Origin of the sequence: Blautia sp. XA-2221, assembly GCF_028767025.1 — a bacterium.
Lineage (GTDB): Bacteria > Bacillota > Clostridia > Lachnospirales > Lachnospiraceae > Blautia_A.
Genome location: NZ_JAJQXX010000005.1, coordinates 160908 through 179204, shown reverse-complemented (window position 1 = coordinate 179204; position 18297 = coordinate 160908). Strand labels below are relative to the sequence as shown.

Genomic DNA, 18297 nt, shown 5'->3' with positions numbered 1-18297 from the left:
AATTGTCCTCCTTTATTCTCCGCATACAGCCATAGCTGCAAGATAGGCGGTTGACCATGCAATCTGAAGATTATAACCTCCTGTCACAGCATCCAGATCAAGCACTTCTCCCACAAAATAAAGATTCTGTATTTTCTTTGATTCCATAGTTGCAGGATTGATCTCTTTTACAGAAACACCGCCCCTGGTAATGACAGCTTCTTTAAATTCCCCGAAACCATTGATGGTAAACGGAAATGTCTTTACAAGAGCGCCGAATTTCAGTCGTTCCTCTCTGGAAATTTCATGAATCGGTTTTTCCGGAGAAATCCCTCCGATTTTCAGCATAACCGGAGTCAGAGAAGAAGGAAACAGAACACTGATGACATTTTTAAACTGTTTATTTTTTCCCAATTCAAATTCTCTCAGAATCCTGGCGTCCAGCTGCTCTGAAGTAAGCGCAGGCTTCAGATCCAGAAAAGCCGAAAGCTCCCCTGATTTTCTGAGAGCCGTACCCAGTCTGGCACTTGCAGAAAGAACCAGAGGACCTGTAATTCCGGAATGGGTAAACATCATCTCCCCAAAATCCCGATAAAGGACTTTTTTCCCGTTTTTTACTGTCAGCTCCACATTTTTCAAAGAAAGACCTGCCATTTCCGGAATATAATCCTCTTTTGTATGAAGAGGAACCAAGGAGGGAGATAAATCCGTCACAGTATGTCCCGCTTCCCGGGCAAAGCGATATCCGTCTCCTGTAGAACCGGTTGTGGGATAAGACAGACCGCCTGTTGCCACGATAACCCCTTCTGCCCTGTGAACACTGCCATCTGTCAAGGAAATACCTGTTACCTTTCCCTCTTCCACGAGGAGCTTCTGCACCTGACTCTTCAAACGGATCTGCACTCCATATTTTTTCATCTGACGTTCCAGAGCCCGGATAATGTCAGATGAGTGATCTGAACAGGGAAAAACACGGTTTCCACGCTCTGTTTTAAGAGCTGTGCCTGCTTCTTCCAGAAAATCCATCATATCCTGACTGGTAAAGGTATAAAAGGCACTGTACAAGAACTTGGCATTTGTTACAACACTGTTCAAAAGCTCTTCCGGATCACAGTTATTGGTCACATTGCAGCGCCCTTTTCCTGTAATATACAGTTTTTTGCCAAGTTTTTCGTTTTTTTCAAAAAGCGTAACTTCACAGCCTTTTTTTGCTGCAAAAACCGATGCCAGCATTCCGGCTGCGCCTCCGCCAACGATTATGACTCTGTTTTTCATTCTTATCCTTTCATGCAGCAAAGGGCTGTACAGTTTTTCCTGCACAGCCCCCTGACTTTTCTTTTATAAAAACTTTATACCGGATAAGCTCCGTTTTTTGTGTCCGCTGCTGTTTCGTCCACCTTTGTCTCCTGTGCCTGACGGTACTTAAAGAACTCAGTAGCAACCTGTGGGAACAGAGCGTAGGAAAGTACGTCCTCATCCTGCTCCTTGTACTGTGCCATTTCGCCTTCCAGTTTGTCAAGCTCATTGTCCAGAAGATCTGCCGGACGGCAGGTGATCGGCTGAGTATCTCCGATACATTTTTTCTGAACATCTTCATTAAACGGTTTTACAGTAGCACCATATTTACCGCTTAAGATATCTTTTGTTTCTTTTGTAACCATCTTATATCTCTCGCCCATAAGAACGTTAAATACAGCCTGTGTACCAACGATCTGTGAAGACGGAGTAACCAGAGGCGGCTCGCCAAGGTCTTTACGAACTCTCGGAACCTCTTCAAGAACATCATAGAACTTGTCTTCCGCATGCTGCTCTTTCAGCTGAGAAGTCAGGTTGGAAAGCATACCGCCCGGTACCTGATACAGAAGAGTTTTGATGTTTACGCCAAGGTTCTTCGGATTCAGAAGGCCGCTGTCCAGAGCCTCGTCACGGATCGGACGGAAGTAGTCAGCAATCTCAGCAAGAAGCTGCTGATCAAATCCTGTATCATAAGGAGTTCCCTTAAAGGTTTCAACCATAACCTCTGTTGCCGGCTGGGAAGTACCCAAAGCAAACGGAGAGATTGCAGTGTCAATGATATCCACACCTGCCTCTACTGCTTTCAGATAAGTCATGGAAGCAACACCTGAGGTGTAATGTGTATGCAGATCAATCGGAATCTTAACAGCGTCTTTCAGAGCGCCTACAAGCTCTGTAGCCTGATATGGAAGAAGAAGTCCTGCCATATCCTTGATGCAGATGGAATCCGCACCCATTTCCTCGATCTCTTTTGCAATGTTGGTCCAGTAATCCAGAGTATAAGCATCGCCAAGAGTATAGGAAAGAGCTACCTGAGCATGAGCTTTTTCCTTATTTGCTGCCTTAACTGCAGTTTTCAGGTTACGCATATCGTTGAGACAGTCAAAAATACGGATGATATCAATGCCGTTTGCTACGGATTTCTGCACAAAATATTCTACAACATCATCTGCGTAAGGACGATATCCAAGGATATTCTGTCCACGGAACAGCATCTGAAGTTTTGTGTTTTTGAAGCCGTCACGGAATTTACGAAGTCTTTCCCACGGATCTTCTTTCAGGAAACGAAGAGACGCATCAAAGGTAGCGCCGCCCCAGCACTCTACTGCATGGTAGCCAACTTTGTCCATTTTATCAACAATAGGAAGCATCTGCTCTGTGCTGAGTCTTGTTGCGATCAGAGACTGATGCGCATCACGCAGAACAGTTTCCACGATTTTAACAGGTTTTTTTTCTAATTCTGCCATTATTTATTCTCCTTTAATCAGTTTTCACAAGGAAATTCAATATATCTGACGATTACAGGCATCCAACTGTCATATCAGATCAGACACCAAAAATAGCCATAAAGGTTCCGGCTGCTACGGCTGTACCGATAACACCGGCAACGTTTGGTCCCATAGCATGCATCAGGAGGAAGTTTGTCGGATCTGCCTCAGCACCAACCTTCTGAGATACACGGGCCGCCATTGGAACTGCGGACACACCTGCGGAACCAATCAGAGGATTGATCTTTCCACCGGAAAGCTTGCACATCAGTTTTCCCAGCATAACGCCACCGAAAGTACCGAACGCAAACGCAACAAGACCAAGAGCTACGATCTTCAGGGTATCAAGATTCAGGAATGCTTCAGCGCTTGTAGAAGCACCTACGGAAGTACCCAGAAGAATAACTACGATGTACATCAGTGCATTGGATGCTGTTTCTGTAAGCTGTTTTACAACGCCGGACTCACGGAACAGGTTACCAAGCATCAGCATACCTACCAGCGGAGCTGTTGTAGGAAGGATCAGGCACACTACGATAGTGATCACAATCGGGAAAAGGATCTTCTCCAGCTTGCTGACCGGACGAAGCTGATCCATTTTGATCTTACGCTCTTTCTCTGTTGTAAAGAGTTTCATGATCGGAGGCTGGATGATCGGAACAAGAGACATATAGGAATATGCCGCCACCGCAATCGGTCCCATCAAAGCAGTCTGTCCAAGTTTTCCTGCAAGGAAGATAGAAGTCGGGCCATCAGCACCACCGATAATAGAGATCGCTGCTGCTGCTTTTCCATTGAATCCCATAAAGATCGCAAGGAAATATGCAACGTAAATACCAAGCTGAGCCGCAGCGCCAAGAAGGAAGCTCTTCGGGTTTGCGATCAGCGGACCAAAGTCTGTCATGGCTCCTACGCCCATAAAAATCAGGGACGGAAGAATACTCCATTCATCAAGCAGGTAGAAATAGTGAAGAAGTCCGCCTACTCCGTTTGACATATCTTCCGGACGCGCCATAATATCCGGGTAAATATTTACCAGAAGCATACCAAAAGCGATGGGAACAAGAAGAAGCGGTTCAAATCCTTTTTTGATAGCAAGGAATAAGAACACACATGCCACCGCGATCATCAGATAGTTGCCCCAGGTAAGATTAAAGAAGGCTGTCTGATGAATCAGGTTGGACAGGGTTTCTGTTACATAAGACATCTGAATACCTCCCGTCTTAGTTCATAGTAGCCAGGGTATCTCCGTTCTCTACGGAAGCACCTTCTGTTGTATCAATGCTTGCAACTGTACCGTCCTGAGGTGCAACTACAGGAATCTCCATTTTCATGGACTCCAGGATCACGATGTTGTCGCCTGCTTTTACTGTCTGTCCTGCAGATGCAACAATCTTAAGCACTTTACCCGGAACAGATGCAGTTACTTTTACAGCGCCTGCACCAGCTGCAGGAGCTGCTGCCTTCGGAGCCGGTGCAGCTTTCGGTGCCACAGGAGCTGCTGCTCTTGCTGCAGGAGCCGGTGCAGCAACACTTCCTGTTTCCTCTACAGTTACTTCATATGCGGTTCCGTTTACAGTAATTGTATAACTTTTCATTTTATAATCCTCCTAATTATCAATTATCTTCTTGGGCGGTTGATTTTGCGGATAGAACGTACAACAAATCCGTCTGTTGTGGTTCCCTCTGCTGCCGCGATCGCTGCCGCGATAACTGCGATCAGTTCTGTATCATCAGCTGCCTGTACTGTTTCCTGAACCGGAACAGCAACAGGTGCCGGAGATTCTTCTTTTTTCTCTTTTTTTGCGGCTGCCGGTGAACCCGGAATAAATTTGAAAAGAGAAATAATAAAGATCAGAAGAACCAGGATTACAAATACGGTTCCAATCCCCATAAGTGTATTTAATCCGGCATTTTTCATAATCGTGGATAACGGATACTGAACATCTACTGAAGCGGAAACCGGTGTCAGCATACCCTCAATTTCCTCAAATACATATACAAAGTCAGCATCCAGCTTCTCAAAATCTACCGGAACGGTTGCAGTGTACTGATGATTGGAAAATTCCACCTCAGCCTTTCCTGCCTCTTTCAGCTCACCAACTTCTTCTTTGGCGCTGTCCCATGCAGTCATTGCGCTCAAGGTAAATTCATCGTCAGTTTTCAGATATGCCTCGATCTCCTCATCACTGAGCGGAATGATCGTCTGAGTCAGTCCCTCTGCAGTCATGGTGATCTGAGTCATGGTTGCCTCGTCGATCTCACTGTCAGCCATTACAACAGAAGCGCCGGAAAACATAAGAGAAGCGGCGCACACTGCTGCTGCGCAGACAGAGGATGCTTTTTTTAACATCTGATTCATATGCTCACCTCACTTAGACTGCACTGTGCTTTTTAGCCGGACGGTCTTCTCTTTTTGTGAACAGCATTTCAAAAGCTCCAATCACATATTTTCTGGTATCAGCCGGAGCGATCACAGTATCTACATAGCCTCTTGCTGCTGCAGATTCCACGCCTGACTGAAGAGTTCTGTACTCTGCTGCCTTTTCATTAAGAGAAGCAGCATCTGCACCCGGGTACATGATCTTGGCTGCCAGAGAAGCATCCATCATACCGATTTCTGCGCTGTCCCATGCATACACAAGGTCTGCGCCGACAGATTTGCTGTTCATGGCAACATATGCTGTTCCATAAGCTTTACCGATCACAACGTTCACCTTCGGAACAGTCGCATCAGCAAAAGCATGAACCATTTCGCCAACGGATGCTGCCATCATTTTTTCGTTGCAGAGAGTTGCCTTAAAGCCAGTCACATTGGTAAGTGTCAGAACCGGGATATCAAAAGCGTCGCAGAATTTTACAAAAGCTGCAGCTTTTCTTGCGCCTCTTGCAGAGATGGTTCCGTCAAATTCTTCTGTTTTTTCGCCTTCTTCATTGTAGATCTCTGTTCTGTTTGCCACAGCACCTACTGTTGCGCCGTTCAGGCGAAGGAATCCTGTAACCACATCTTTTCCGTAGTTTTTCTTTGTCTCAAAGAAAAGTCCCTCATCTGCGATTCTGGAAAGTGCAAGGGAAGTATCTCCCACACAGGCAGCCAGATCGTCGCAGGTACGGTTCAGATCATCTGCACATTCTACAAAAGAATCATTGTCTTCAAAGTTGGAAGGAAGCAGACTTACAAGCTGGCGGATCTGTCCAAGGATCTCTTCCTCTGTGCCTGTACCGTCAATAAGACCTGTCTCCTGGCTCTGGAAATCAGCAGATGCGGTATCACATTTGTCCACATGATTACCTTCCAGTGCATTAGGAGTATTTACAAACATTTTACCTTTTTTTGCTTCCATAAAAGTAAAATCTGTCAGTGCCGGAACAACAGCCATGCCGCCGCCGCAGGTGCCGAAAATTGCTGTGATCTGCGGGATCATCCCGGATGCCAGTGTCTGCTTCAGATAAATAGAACCAAAAGCTTCCAGAGCATCTGTGGCCTCCTGGAGTCTCAGACCTGCACAGTCAACAAGACCGATCACCGGTGCGCCTGTTTTCATTGCAAGGTCATACAGAGCGGAAATTTTCTTTGCATGCATTTCTCCAACGGTTCCGTTCAGAACAGAAGCGTCCTGGCTGTAAACATATACAAGATTTCCGTCGATCACACCTGAGCCGGTGATCACACCGTCTGAAGGTGCTTTTGTTTCAGTCATGTTAAAATCTGTGGATCTTGCTGTAACACTTTTTCCGATTTCAACAAAACTGTTCGCGTCAAGCAAAGAAGTGATTCTTGTGCCTGCTAAACTTGGTGTTGCGTTACTCATTCTCGTTTGCCCTCCATTTTATAAGAATTTTAAGTATAACCAAAATTTCAGCCGATTATAATTGTAACCTTTTTTTCTAAATTTTTCAATAGGGTAATCCGTTTTTGTTAAAATTTTAACCTCTGCTCCCCAAAAAACTCCCGGCCTGTGGTACATAATTCACCACACACCGGGAGTTTTCCCATCCGAAAAAATTCTGATCTTTACAAAACAACATTCAGTGAAAAAAGTCATGAAACACCTGATCCACACACCATCCATAGGAAATTTTTTCTACATTCCGGTCAGCCAGCACCGGATAGGAAGCCAATTTCTCTTCTCCCAGGCTGTAAACAAGACTTCCTATCTGATTTCCTTTTTTCACCGGCGCCTGAAGCTCTTCCGGCAGTTCCAGACGACAGCTGATCTTTTCACCCTTTTTCATAAGTATTTGTCTGTTTTTTTCATTCTCCGTAACAGATAGAATTCCGCTTACAACTGCTGTGTCTCCAAAAGCACTGTCTTTCTCCACTCCGTCTTTTACCGATATTTCAGGAATCCTCAGCTCTTTCCAGAATGTCTCATAATCAAAATTATCCTCCCCGTAATCCAAAAGTTTCAAAGAATCCTTCCACTTATATCCCTTGTTATTAGGCCAGCCGCACCCCAGAAGAGCCACCACAAAGATCTTTTCGTCTTTTTCGCAGGCACATACATAGCAGTATCCCGCATCCCCTGTAAAGCCTGTTTTCCCGGAAAGAACCCCGTCTGTCATCGTAAGCAGGGCATTTGTATTGTGAACAGAAAAACTTCTCTTTCCACTGAGATCCGTAAACGAATATTCCCGGGTCTGTGTGATCTTTAAAAAAGTTTCACTTCTGATGGCATAGCGCATGATCAGAGCCAGGTCTCTGGCCGTTGTATGATGTACTCCGACTTCATCCTCAGCATCCAAGCCATTGGGCGTAATAAAATATGTGTCCGTACACCCGATTTCTTTTGCCTTTTCATTCATCATCCGGGCAAATCTTTCGGTACTTCCCCCAATATGCTCTGCTATGGCTACCGCTGTGTCATTATGGCTCATAAGCATCAGTGAATAAAGAAGATCTTCCAGATAATACTGTTCTCCTTCTCTCATCCCCAGCTGTACATCCGGCTGCGCTGCAGCTTCATCCGACACCATTACATAATCGTCCCCTGCCCCGTTTTCCAAAGCCAGGATGCAGGTCATAACTTTTGTGGTACTGGCATTTGCTCTGGGCTTTTCTCCGTCTTTTTCATATAAAATGCGTCCAGATTCACCATCCATAAGAACAGCCGAAAGAGCGTAAAGACTGCCCGGAGAATCTGTTTTTTCTGTTTCTGTATTTTCACAGACTGTCTCAGCAGCCAAAACCTGAGAACCTAATGTAAGCTCTCCAAAAAGAAAGACAGATGTCAGCAGAAGCAACGCAGCATGTCTCATAATCATCCCCGCCTTTTTATGGTTATAGGATAAGTTTATGCATACATGTCCGCTTTATTCTGCTTTTCATCTGTCCTTGCTCCCTGTTTATCCAACAGAGCTGCGCATACACTGCGACTATCCGTTATATGTAAGGTTCCACCTTTCTGAAAGCCTCTGTTTTTCCCTGGACAAACGGAACAGCTCCTTAATATATGCAGGCGCTTCCCGTACCTCCCGATCAAAATACTGATGCAGTTCTTTTACAGGTTCTTCTGCCCCCGGAACCGGATCTTTTTCCATAAAAAACTCAAGAACGGCTGAAGACTTTTTCTGTCCTACGATTTTGGGGACAGCAACTTCCAGGAATCGCCGTTTCCCAGGAGTGCCGTAAACCATTGCATTGGTAAGGAATTTCATCATTTTCAGAGAAACAAAAATATTCTTTGCTGTAATCTCAGGAAACATACAGTGTATGACTTTTGCATAAGCCATCCTTGGAACAATACAGTCCGACGGATAATAATGATGGGGATTCCTGTTTGTTTCTACCATCAGCTTCCTGTCAAATTCCTTTTCCAGAAGGGTGTGGGAAAGAATCTTTTTTTCCGCTGTTTCATCCACAAAAGGATGGCAGGAACTGTCCAGAAGGTAATGACAGCCAAACCCCAGAAGATACGCCAGAAGTCTTTCATCTCCTGTCCTTCTTACAATGCTCATCCCTCTTAAAAAAAATGAAGCGGCAGGTATTTTGTGCATCTCCACCCCCACACTGCTGACCTTTTCATTTAACAGATCATAAAATAAGATATCCGGTCCATGAAGACCGATCCGAAACAGATTCCCGTTTTTCCGGATTACTTTCCGGATCTCCTCCGGAAGCTGTCTGTAAATCTTTTTTCCAAACAAATCATGTGTATATGTGGTTGGCATTTCACCCTTCCTCCTTATACGTCCAGCCTCAGCTGGATCTCCTCTTCTGCTTCCGCCTTAAAATCTTCCAGCTGCACCGGATCCATAACCGGAAGTTCGTCAAGAGCCTGCACCCCGAAAGAGCGCAGAAACTCTTCTGTTGTGCCGAGAAGAATAGGACGTCCCGGCGCATCCAGCCTTCCAAGTTCTCTCACAAGCTCATATTCCATCAGTTTATTAATGGCATGATCGCACTTTACTCCCCTGATCTTTTCTATTTCAGCCTTTGTCACCGGCTGTTTGTAGGCAATGATCGAAAGTGTTTCCAACATAACATCTGTCAGAACCGGTTTCTGTGGATGCAGCGCGATCTGGATCAGATTCTCATAATACTCTTTTTTGGTACACATCTGATACGACTGTTCCAGCTCTATGATCTGTATCCCTCTGTCCTCCTCCTGATACCGGTCCATCATGTGATGAAGCAGCCTTCGGGTAGTATCCCTGTCCTGCCCTACCGCATCAGCGATCCGCGAAAGCTCCACAGATTCCCCCATGGCAAATAGAATAGCCTCAATGGCCGCCTCTGTTCTTTTTATTTCCATATTTCTCCTTATTTCCTTTATTCGTCCGCAAATTCTGTCAGGTTTTTCCAGGTATCAGGATCCTCTGTTACCTCTACCTGGATGTCGTCAAATAACTCTTCCTGTTTTACATGAACGTATCCCATTTTCATCAGTTCCAGAATAGACAGAAATGTAACGATCACCTGAATTTTAGAAGTCTGACCTTCCAGAAGTCCTCGAAAACTAAAGCGTCTGTTTTCTGCCGCATAGGCTTTCATTTCCAGCATCTTGTCAGAAAGACTGACCTCTTCTTTTTCAATGGTACCGAATTTGCTTCGGATAGGGTCGATTTTTGATTCCTGTTTTTTCAGAATGGATTTGTAGATCTGATTCAGCTTTTCCAGCGTCAGAGATTCCAGAAGCGCCTGCGGGTCCACAGGTTCTCTGTATTTCAGCACTTCATCCGGTATGGTAGGCTTTTTGAAAAATACGCCTGCCGCTCCATCCATTTTGTCCTTCAACTCATAGGACATAAATTTGTACATCTTGTATTCCAGAAGTTTCTGAACAAGTTCCTCTCTCGGGTCCTCCTCTTCCCCCTCTTCATTTATCTGACGGGGAAGCAGCATTTTACACTTAATATCCAGAAGCGTAGCTGCCATTACAAGGAACTCACTCATAGTGCCAAGATCCTCTGTTTCCATTCCATGAATGTACTCCATATACTGATCCGTGATCTCTACAATAGGAATATCATAAATATCAATTTTGTTTTTTTCGATCAGATGCAGAAGAAGATCCAGCGGTCCTTCAAATACATTTATCTTTATGGGTATAGCCATCTCAGCTGTCCTCTCCTGTTTTTCTGTCTGTTTTCTGTTTAGTATTTATATCTGGGTTATATTCACCCGGAACAAGCTCTGCAATGATCAGCTCTCTGGGATTGTGGATACGCACAGGAATGGTATGTTCTCCCAGACCGGCGCTGACGATCATATGCTGATCCTGTCTGTGAAAATCTCCGCAGCAATAGGGAGGAAGCAAAAGATACTGAGGACAGGTAAGTCCATGATGTTCATTAATCCTGAAAATTCCTCCATGATAATGCCCGGAAAATATAAAGTCTGCCCCCCACTCAAAATATGCATCTCCATATTTCGGATTGTGAGCAAGAAGCATGGAAATCCCGTCCCTTGACGGCTTTCCGAGAAATTCTTTCAGAGTATGCCTGTCAGGATATGGAGAAAAAGGCTTCCGATAATATTCTTCCGGAAGCTCCAGTCCATAAAAAGTAAAATCTGTTCCTCTGATATTCATACACACATGCTCGTTGTGAAGAAAACACACACCAGCATTGGTAAGCACATGTTCATAAGCCAGATATTCTGTACAGATATCCGGGGTCAGCATCATTTTATACTCATGATTTCCCAGAGAATAAAAAACAGGAATCCGGTTTGCCAGTCTGCACAAAAATCCGGTAACCGCCGAAAACGTAGACACCTCAGCTCTTACAACCATGTCTCCCACAATAAGCGCGGCATCGGCTCCACTTTTTTCGATTGCATGAAACAACTCCTGATTCTCATTTCCAAACACAAGCCCGTGAAGGTCTGCCAGAACGGCAAATCGTACCGGATGACTGCCTTTCAGTTTTTCTGTTTTTATCTGATAGGTTTTTGTTATGAATGTTTTCATTCTGCTCCTCTGACTGCTTTTATTTTCCGAATCCACAGTTAGGGAAAGTACATACGCTGCAGTTCAGGCAAAGTCCGCCCTCCCCATAGGCTGCAATTTCTTCCCTGCAGACAGGATCATCTGCCACGATTCTTGGCAGTACCAGGTCAAATACTGTTCTTTTTGCATACATTACGCAGCCCGGAAGGCCCAAGATCGGGATTGTCTTTTCCCCTTTTTTGTAGTAGGCAAGAAGAAGCATGGCTCCCGGAAGAACCGGAGCTCCATAAGTTACAACGTCTGCTCCGGTAGCACGGATAGCTCCGGGAGTTCTGTCGTCCGGATCCACGCTCATTCCGCCGCTGCAGATCACCATATCCGCTCCATTTTCAATAAATTCCAGGATATCCGCTGTAATCTGATCCTTTTCATCTCCCGGTGTTGTCTGCCCCGTAACCTGGCAGGAATATTCTGCAAGCTTTTCTCTTAGAACAGGAGTAAATGTATCCTGGATCAGACCTTTTTTCACTTCACTGCCTGTAGTTACGATTCCCACCTTCTTCTTTTGGAAAGGCAGAATATTAAAAATCGGTTCCGGCCCTGCTGTCTCCCTGGCTCTGTCCATTTTTTCCTTTTCGATCACAAGAGGAATGATCCTTGTCCCGGCAATTTTATCGCCCTTTCTCACCGGAAAATCTCCATGCCTGGAAGCAATCATCATTTCTCCGAGACTGTTTACTCCAAGAAGTGCTGTTCTGTTGATCTTAAGAAGTCCGTCACAGTCGGCAATCACCTCTATTTTGCCCTCTTTTACTTCAGTTCCGTGCATATGTCTGCCGGCGCAGATCTCGTACAAAATCTCGGCCCCTTCGTTTTCATGAAGGATTCCCTCCTGTTTTTCCCATACAAAAAGATGCTCTTTCCCTACAGAAAGAAGCGCCGGTATATCTTCTTCTTTTACTACATGACCCTTTTTAAAAAGCACGCCTTTTTTTTCGTCCTTTATAATCTGAGTAATGTCATGGCAAAGCACATGCCCTACTGCATCCTCAGTCCTGATTTCTTTCATTTTATTCACATTCCTCTCATGTTTCTGTTCAGTCTATTTGGAATTTATTATACCCCTCAGTCATCCCTCTTGTCAAAAGAATTGTCGGATGCCGGAACATTCTTTCGCAAAAATGTATCACGGTTCACAACAGTCCGGTCAAAATATATTCCATATCACATCCGGCTTTTTACAGGCAGAACTCTTTTGCAGTCTGCTTCAGCCGATCCAGATATCCTGCTTTTTTCACGTTTTCTGTATAAATTACAGGAATCCTTCCAAGCTCTCTGTTATCCTGATAATAAATAAGTTCTCCTGCTTTTTGTCCTTTTTTTACAGGCGCTTCTGTTTCTTTTGGAAGAACCAGCTTCTTTTTTACTTTATCAAAAGGTGTTCCGTCTGTACTCAGGCAACGGAAAGTTTTCCCAAAAGCCAGACTTGTTTTTTCTTTTACTCCTTTTGTCACTTTCAGTTCCGGAAGTTTTCCCGGATTTTCATCTCTGTATAGACTGCATTTTACAAATCCGTAATCAAAAAGCGCCGAGGCATCTTTCACTCTTGTCCTGGAATCCGGGGCGGCCATAACCACTGCGATCAGTGTGATCCCTTTTCTTTTTGCGACAGCAGAAACACAAAATTTTGCTTTACTTGTACTTCCTGTTTTCAGTCCCACACACCCTTCGTATGTACGGATCAGCCTGTTCGTATTGGATAGTCCGAATTCCTTTGACCCCTGTTTTGTATTATGTGTAATAGTGTCCATCCACACAGAAGAATAGTTCAGAACCTCCGGATATCTGCTAATCAGTTCCCGGCTCATCAATGCAATATCGTAGGCAGTTGTATAATGATCGTCTGAATCCGTCAGTCCGCAGCAGTCCTTAAAATGTGTATTTTTCATACCAAGAGCTTCTGCTTTCTTGTTCATTGTGTTTACAAATTCTGATTCACTGCCTGCAATATGTTCTGCCATAGCCACACTGGCATCATTGCCGGAAGCGATCACAATACATTTGAGCATGGTTTCCACGGTCTGGGTTTCCCCCTCCTCCAGAAAAACCTGCGAACCGCCCATGGATTTGGCATGAGCGCTTGTTGTAACCATATCATCCAGCTTCAGATTTCCTTTTTCTATTTCTTCAAAAATAAGAAGAAGGGTCATAACTTTTGTGACACTGGCAGGACTTCTTCGGACATCCTTATCTTTTTCCAGAAGTACAGTTCCTGTTTCCGGCTCCATCAGAACATATTCCGGCGCTTCCACAGAAAAAGCAGGAGCATTTTCTTCCGCAGACACCGGCACTGTCAGCGAAAAAAGGATACTTACGCAAAGTATCCAGGCACAAAAAAGGTTCCTCCGTTTTTTAGTCATAGAAAATCTCCCGTTTGGGTGTTTTATTCTATTCTAAAAGGAGGAACCTGAAAATATGACTGCTTTTTCAAAAATTACAGCAGAGGTGCAAATACACGGAGAACACTCTGAAATCCCCGCACAAAAATATTTCTGTTTTTACAGAATTCAAGGGTAATAGGGTCACAGTAATTCATCGTTTCCTGAAAATCCTCAAGGATATCTTGGATCACATCATTTTTGTAAATCCATACGCCGTCTTCAAAATGAAGGTAAAGGCTTCTGTAATCCAGATTAATGGTTCCCACCACTGCAATTTCATCATCGCAGACAAAAGACTTGGCATGAAGAAATCCAGGCTGATATTCATAAATTTTTACACCGGCTTCTATCAGCTGCCCGTAATAGGACTGGGTAAGAAGGAATACCATTTTTTTATCCGGCACTCCCGGAGTCATGATCCGCACATCCACTCCGCTTTTTGCAGCCAGGCAGAGCGCTGTCATCATTTCATTGTCAATGATCAGATAAGGAGTACAGATATATACATAACGCTTTGCCCGGTTGATAATATTCAGATAAACATTTTCTCCCAGAGTCTCTCCGTCAAGAGGAGTGTCTGTAAAGGGCTGCACAAATCCGTTTCCCTCAAACTCTTCCGGGTGATAAGCGTGAGGCGAATGAGCTGCATAATCAATGGGATCCTGAATGCCGTTTACCACATTCCACATATGAAGAAACATCATGGTCATACTCCATACCGCATCCCCCTTCAGCATCACTGCCGTATCCTTCCAGTGACCGAAGCGTTCCTTCTGGTTAATATATTCATCTGCCAGATTGATTCCTCCGGTAAATCCTGTTTTTCCGTCAATAACACAGATTTTCCTGTGATCTCTGTTATTCTGGATAATATTCAACACCGGGCGGAAAGGGTTAAACACCTTGCACTGGATTCCTTTTTCTCTCAAAAACCGGTCATATTTGTACGGCAGTGTGGTAAGACAGCCAAATCCGTCATAGATCAGACGTACATCCACTCCCTGAGCGGCTTTCTGTTCCAGAATATCCAGAATAGTTCTCCACATAACGCCGTCGTTGATAATAAAGTATTCTATATAAATATAATGTTCTGCCTGTTCCAGTTCTTTTACCAGTACAGGAAACATGTCATCGCCCACCTGAAAATATTCCGCCGTTGTATGTTCATATACAGGATATACGGAATGACGGCAGATATATTCTGACTGAACAGCTGCCGAGGGATCTTCCTCCTGCATTCTCCTGCAGACTTCCGGATCTGACTGAAGATAGGGAATGCTGTCCTCCTGAACCCTGGCATAACGTTTCTGCATTTCCTCCGCAATTCTGGAATGACCGAACAGCAGATATAAAAGCAGTCCAAAAACAGGAAACGCCATGATCAGCATAGTCCATCCCAGTTTATAAGAAGGATTGATCCTTTTATTCAGGATCCACAAAACCATCACAATACTCAGCACTGTAATGGCAAGAGAAATATACTGGGAATAGCCTGCCAGCTCCCACACAAAAAGGAACACCCATACAAGCTGGATCAGCAGGGCCACTGCCACATAAAAAATCCTGTTAAATAAAAGCTTCGCAATTTTTTTCAGGGGCATGATAATCAGGTTCATAGCTTCACTTCACTTTTTCTGTAATGTTGTTAATAAAGTAATAATTATGATTTTTAAAAATCCCTGACTAAACAGCCAGGGATTTTTGCGCACAATTAATTATATTTACGTTTTCTTGCGGCTTCAGATTTTTTCTTACGACGAACACTTGGTTTCTCGTAATGCTCTCTTTTGCGGATTTCCTGCTGGATACCTGCTTTTGCACAGCTTCTCTTGAATCTGCGAAGAGCGCTATCTAAAGTCTCGTTTTCTTTTACGATAACGTTTGACATAGACTCACACCTAACCTCCCTCCAGTTGTAGATTGTGCTAAAATACAACTGTCTGGGTATTTTTCTTGCACGAGTTATATTATATATCATAGCCTCAAGGTTCGTCAACAGATTTTGGATATTTTTGCAAAATATTTTTGCAGAAAATCACCTCTGAAGTTTAAGCCAGCTGCTGTTCCAGGATTCCTGCCACTGCATCAATGGCTTCCTGAGCCTTTTCCGGATTCTTTCCGCCGGCCTGAGCCATATTCGGACGACCGCCGCCGCCACCGCCTGCGATAGCTGCAACATTCTTGATCAGATTACCGGCATGAGCGCCTGCCTTCTGAGCTGCGTCTGTAGCCATAGCAAGGAAGTTCACCTTAGCGCCGTTTACTGCAGCCAGAACAACAACGCCCTCGCCTAATTTTTCTTTCAGCTGATCGCCCAGATCACGGAGTCCGTTCATGTCAACGCCTTCTACTTTTGCAGCCAGAAGCTTCACGCCTTTTACTTCTGCAACCTGATCCATAACATCCCCAAGTGATCCCTGAGCAAGCTTGCTCTTCAGAGATTCATTCTCACTGTGAAGAGCTTTTATCTCGGCCTGCATATGAGTGATTTTTTCTGTCACTTCAGCCGGCTGGGTCTTTAATGCTTTTGCAGCTTCCTTCAGCATGCTTTCCTGTTTCTTATAATAGTCCACTACCGCATTTCCGGTAAGAGCCTCAATACGGCGCACGCCTGCGGCAACACCTGCCTCAGAAACAATCTTAAAGAGCATGATAGAAGATGTATTTTTTACATGAGTACCACCGCAGAGTTCTTTTGAGAAATCTCCCATGGAAACTACACGGACCTTCTGATCATACTTTTCGCCGAACAGAGCCATTGCTCCCGATTTCTTTGCTTCCTCAATATCCATAACAGCAGTTTCTACCGGAAGAGCCGCCTGGATCTCCTGATTGACAAGAGCCTCTGTTTTTTCGATTTCTTCCTCTGTCATTGCCTGGAAATGAGCAAAGTCGAAACGGAGTCTGTCCGGAGTAACAAGAGAACCTTTCTGTTCTACATGAGAGCCCAGAACTGTTTTTAACGCTTTCTGCAGAAGATGTGTTGCGCTGTGGTTCTTTTCTGTATCGCGGCGCTTACTTTCTGCAACTTTCAGAGAAACGGTCTCTCCCTCTGAGATCATACCGGATTCCATATGGCCAACATGACCAAATTTGCCTCCACGGAGCTTGATGGTATCCTCTACCACAAATTTTCCGTTTTCGGTTTCGATCACACCGGTATCTCCTTCCTGACCGCCCATGGTAGCGTAAAACGGAGTCTCTTTTACAAAAACAGTTCCCTTCTGTCCTTCTACCAGGGAAGAGGCAAGTTCGCTCTCTCCTGCCAGAACAGTTACCTGTGACTCAAAGTTCAGATGTTCGTAGCCTACAAATTCAGTTGTCACAGAAGGATCGATCTCATCATAAACGGTAGCATCCGCACCCATGTAGTTAGTTACTTCACGGGCAGTACGAGCCTTGATTCTCTGCTCTTCCATTGCTGCCTGGAAGCCGTCTTCGTCGATTCCGTATCCCTTTTCTTCCAAAATCTCTTTTGTAAGATCAAGAGGGAATCCGTAGGTATCATAGAGCTTGAATGCATTTTCGCCGGAAAGTTCTTTCACTCCTGCTGCCTTCATCTCCTCTTCCATATCAGTAAGAATACGAAGTCCCTGGTCAATGGTCTTATTAAACTGGTTTTCTTCGTTTGTCAGCACTTTGAAGATAAATTCTTTTTTATCCTCAAGCTCCGGATAACCATCTTTGGAACCGGAGATCACCTCTGCACTTAATTTTGCAAGGAAAGTTCCCTCAATACCCAGAAGACGTCCATGACGTGCCGCACGACGGATCAGACGGCGAAGCACATAGCCCCTGCCTTCATTGGTCGGCATAATACCGTCAGAGATCATAAAGGTAGCGGAACGGATATGGTCTGTAATCAGACGGATGGAAACGTCAGTCTGATAGTCTTTTCCGTATTCCCTGTCTGCAACCTGACATACCAGGTTACGGAGAGAACAGATGGTGTCCACATCAAAAATAGAATCCACATCCTGAACAACAACAGCCAGACGCTCAAGTCCCATTCCTGTATCAATATTTTTGTTCTGAAGTGTTTCGTAATTACCGTTTCCGTCATTTTCAAACTGGGTAAATACATTGTTCCACACTTCCATATAACGATCGCACTCACAGCCTACTGTACAGTCCGGTTTGCCGCATCCATATTTTTCACCGCGGTCATAATAAATCTCTGAACACGGACCGCAAGGACCTGCGCCGTGCTCCCAGAAATTGTCCTCCTTGCCAAAACGGAAAATACGTTCAGCCGGGATGCCAACCTCTTTATTCCAGATCTCAAAAGCCTCGTCATCCTCCAGATATACGGACGGATACAGACGTTCCGGATCAAGTCCCACAACTTCTGTCAGGAACTCCCAGGACCATGCAATGGCTTCATGTTTAAAATAATCGCCAAAAGAAAAGTTTCCAAGCATCTCAAAGAAAGTACCGTGACGTGCTGTTTTGCCCACATTCTCAATATCACCGGTACGGATACATTTCTGACAGGTTGCCACTCTTGTTCTGGGCGGGATCTCTGCTCCGGTAAAATATGGCTTCAGCGGAGCCATACCTGCATTGATCAGAAGAAGGCTCTTATCTCCCTGGGGAACAAGAGAAAAGCTTTTCATAACCAGATGTCCTTTGCTTTCCATAAAATCCAGAAACATCTGACGAAGTTCATTTACTCCGTGTTTTTTCATTGTCGTTTCCTCC

Annotated in this window: 16 protein-coding genes; all 16 read right to left on the bottom strand. The window is 44.6% G+C overall.

Translation table 11 applies throughout. From position 1 onward, the window contains the following. Positions 1-12: 12 nt before the first annotated feature. The 16 genes from LU279_RS06475 to alaS all read right to left on the bottom strand — a co-directional run bounded on the left by LU279_RS06475 (position 13) and on the right by alaS (position 18284). Positions 13-1254 carry an NAD(P)/FAD-dependent oxidoreductase gene (locus LU279_RS06475; protein WP_274421714.1) on the bottom strand — a complete coding sequence of 414 codons (1242 nt, stop codon included), beginning with the start codon at positions 1252-1254 and terminating at the stop codon, positions 13-15. Positions 1255-1328: 74 nt separating this feature from the next. Further along, the gene (locus tag LU279_RS06470) at positions 1329-2741 is read right to left on the bottom strand and encodes an oxaloacetate decarboxylase subunit alpha (protein ID WP_274421713.1); all 1413 of its coding nucleotides are present in this window, start codon (positions 2739-2741) and stop codon (positions 1329-1331) included. Between the two features lie 79 nt (positions 2742-2820). Continuing rightward, the gene (locus LU279_RS06465) at positions 2821-3969 is read right to left on the bottom strand and encodes a sodium ion-translocating decarboxylase subunit beta (RefSeq protein WP_274421712.1); all 1149 of its coding nucleotides are present in this window, start codon (positions 3967-3969) and stop codon (positions 2821-2823) included. A gap of 16 nt (positions 3970-3985) precedes the next feature. Beyond that, the gene (locus LU279_RS06460) at positions 3986-4360 is read right to left on the bottom strand and encodes a biotin/lipoyl-binding carrier protein (protein WP_274421711.1); all 375 of its coding nucleotides are present in this window, start codon (positions 4358-4360) and stop codon (positions 3986-3988) included. A 23-nt stretch (positions 4361-4383) separates the two neighbouring features. Next, positions 4384-5124, bottom strand: a complete 741-nt coding sequence (locus LU279_RS06455; protein WP_274421710.1) for an OadG family protein — start codon at positions 5122-5124, stop codon at positions 4384-4386. Positions 5125-5137: 13 nt separating this feature from the next. Next, entirely contained in the window at positions 5138-6574 is a 1437-nt protein-coding gene (locus LU279_RS06450; protein ID WP_274421709.1) for an acyl-CoA carboxylase subunit beta, read from the bottom strand. 217 nt (positions 6575-6791) lie between these two features. Beyond that, positions 6792-8021 carry a D-alanyl-D-alanine carboxypeptidase family protein gene (locus tag LU279_RS06445; protein ID WP_274421708.1) on the bottom strand — a complete coding sequence of 410 codons (1230 nt, stop codon included), beginning with the start codon at positions 8019-8021 and terminating at the stop codon, positions 6792-6794. A gap of 117 nt (positions 8022-8138) precedes the next feature. Beyond that, positions 8139-8933 carry a zinc dependent phospholipase C family protein gene (locus LU279_RS06440; RefSeq protein ID WP_274421707.1) on the bottom strand — a complete coding sequence of 265 codons (795 nt, stop codon included), beginning with the start codon at positions 8931-8933 and terminating at the stop codon, positions 8139-8141. A gap of 14 nt (positions 8934-8947) precedes the next feature. Next, the gene (scpB, locus tag LU279_RS06435) at positions 8948-9517 is read right to left on the bottom strand and encodes an SMC-Scp complex subunit ScpB (protein ID WP_274421706.1); all 570 of its coding nucleotides are present in this window, start codon (positions 9515-9517) and stop codon (positions 8948-8950) included. A gap of 17 nt (positions 9518-9534) precedes the next feature. Then, a complete protein-coding gene (locus tag LU279_RS06430) occupies positions 9535-10320 on the bottom strand; it encodes a segregation and condensation protein A (RefSeq protein WP_274421705.1) in 786 nt (261 codons plus the stop codon). A 1-nt stretch (position 10321) separates the two neighbouring features. Continuing rightward, positions 10322-11176, bottom strand: coding sequence for a metallophosphoesterase (locus LU279_RS06425; RefSeq protein WP_274421704.1), 855 nt, complete (start codon positions 11174-11176; stop codon positions 10322-10324). 19 nt (positions 11177-11195) lie between these two features. Next, complete coding sequence (locus LU279_RS06420) at positions 11196-12224, bottom strand: molybdopterin-binding protein (RefSeq protein ID WP_274421703.1); 1029 nt, start codon at positions 12222-12224, stop codon at positions 11196-11198. 169 nt (positions 12225-12393) lie between these two features. Continuing rightward, on the bottom strand, positions 12394-13575 hold the full coding sequence (locus LU279_RS06415; RefSeq protein WP_274421702.1) for a D-alanyl-D-alanine carboxypeptidase family protein: 1182 nt from the start codon (positions 13573-13575) through the stop codon (positions 12394-12396). Between the two features lie 74 nt (positions 13576-13649). After that, positions 13650-15212, bottom strand: a complete 1563-nt coding sequence (gene cls / locus LU279_RS06410) for a cardiolipin synthase (RefSeq protein WP_274421701.1) — start codon at positions 15210-15212, stop codon at positions 13650-13652. Positions 15213-15307: 95 nt separating this feature from the next. After that, positions 15308-15484: a 30S ribosomal protein S21 gene (rpsU, locus tag LU279_RS06405; RefSeq protein WP_004222305.1), complete on the bottom strand. Its 177-nt coding sequence runs from the start codon at positions 15482-15484 to the stop codon at positions 15308-15310. A 160-nt stretch (positions 15485-15644) separates the two neighbouring features. After that, positions 15645-18284 carry an alanine--tRNA ligase gene (alaS, locus tag LU279_RS06400; RefSeq protein WP_274421700.1) on the bottom strand — a complete coding sequence of 880 codons (2640 nt, stop codon included), beginning with the start codon at positions 18282-18284 and terminating at the stop codon, positions 15645-15647. Positions 18285-18297: the final 13 nt, after the last annotated feature.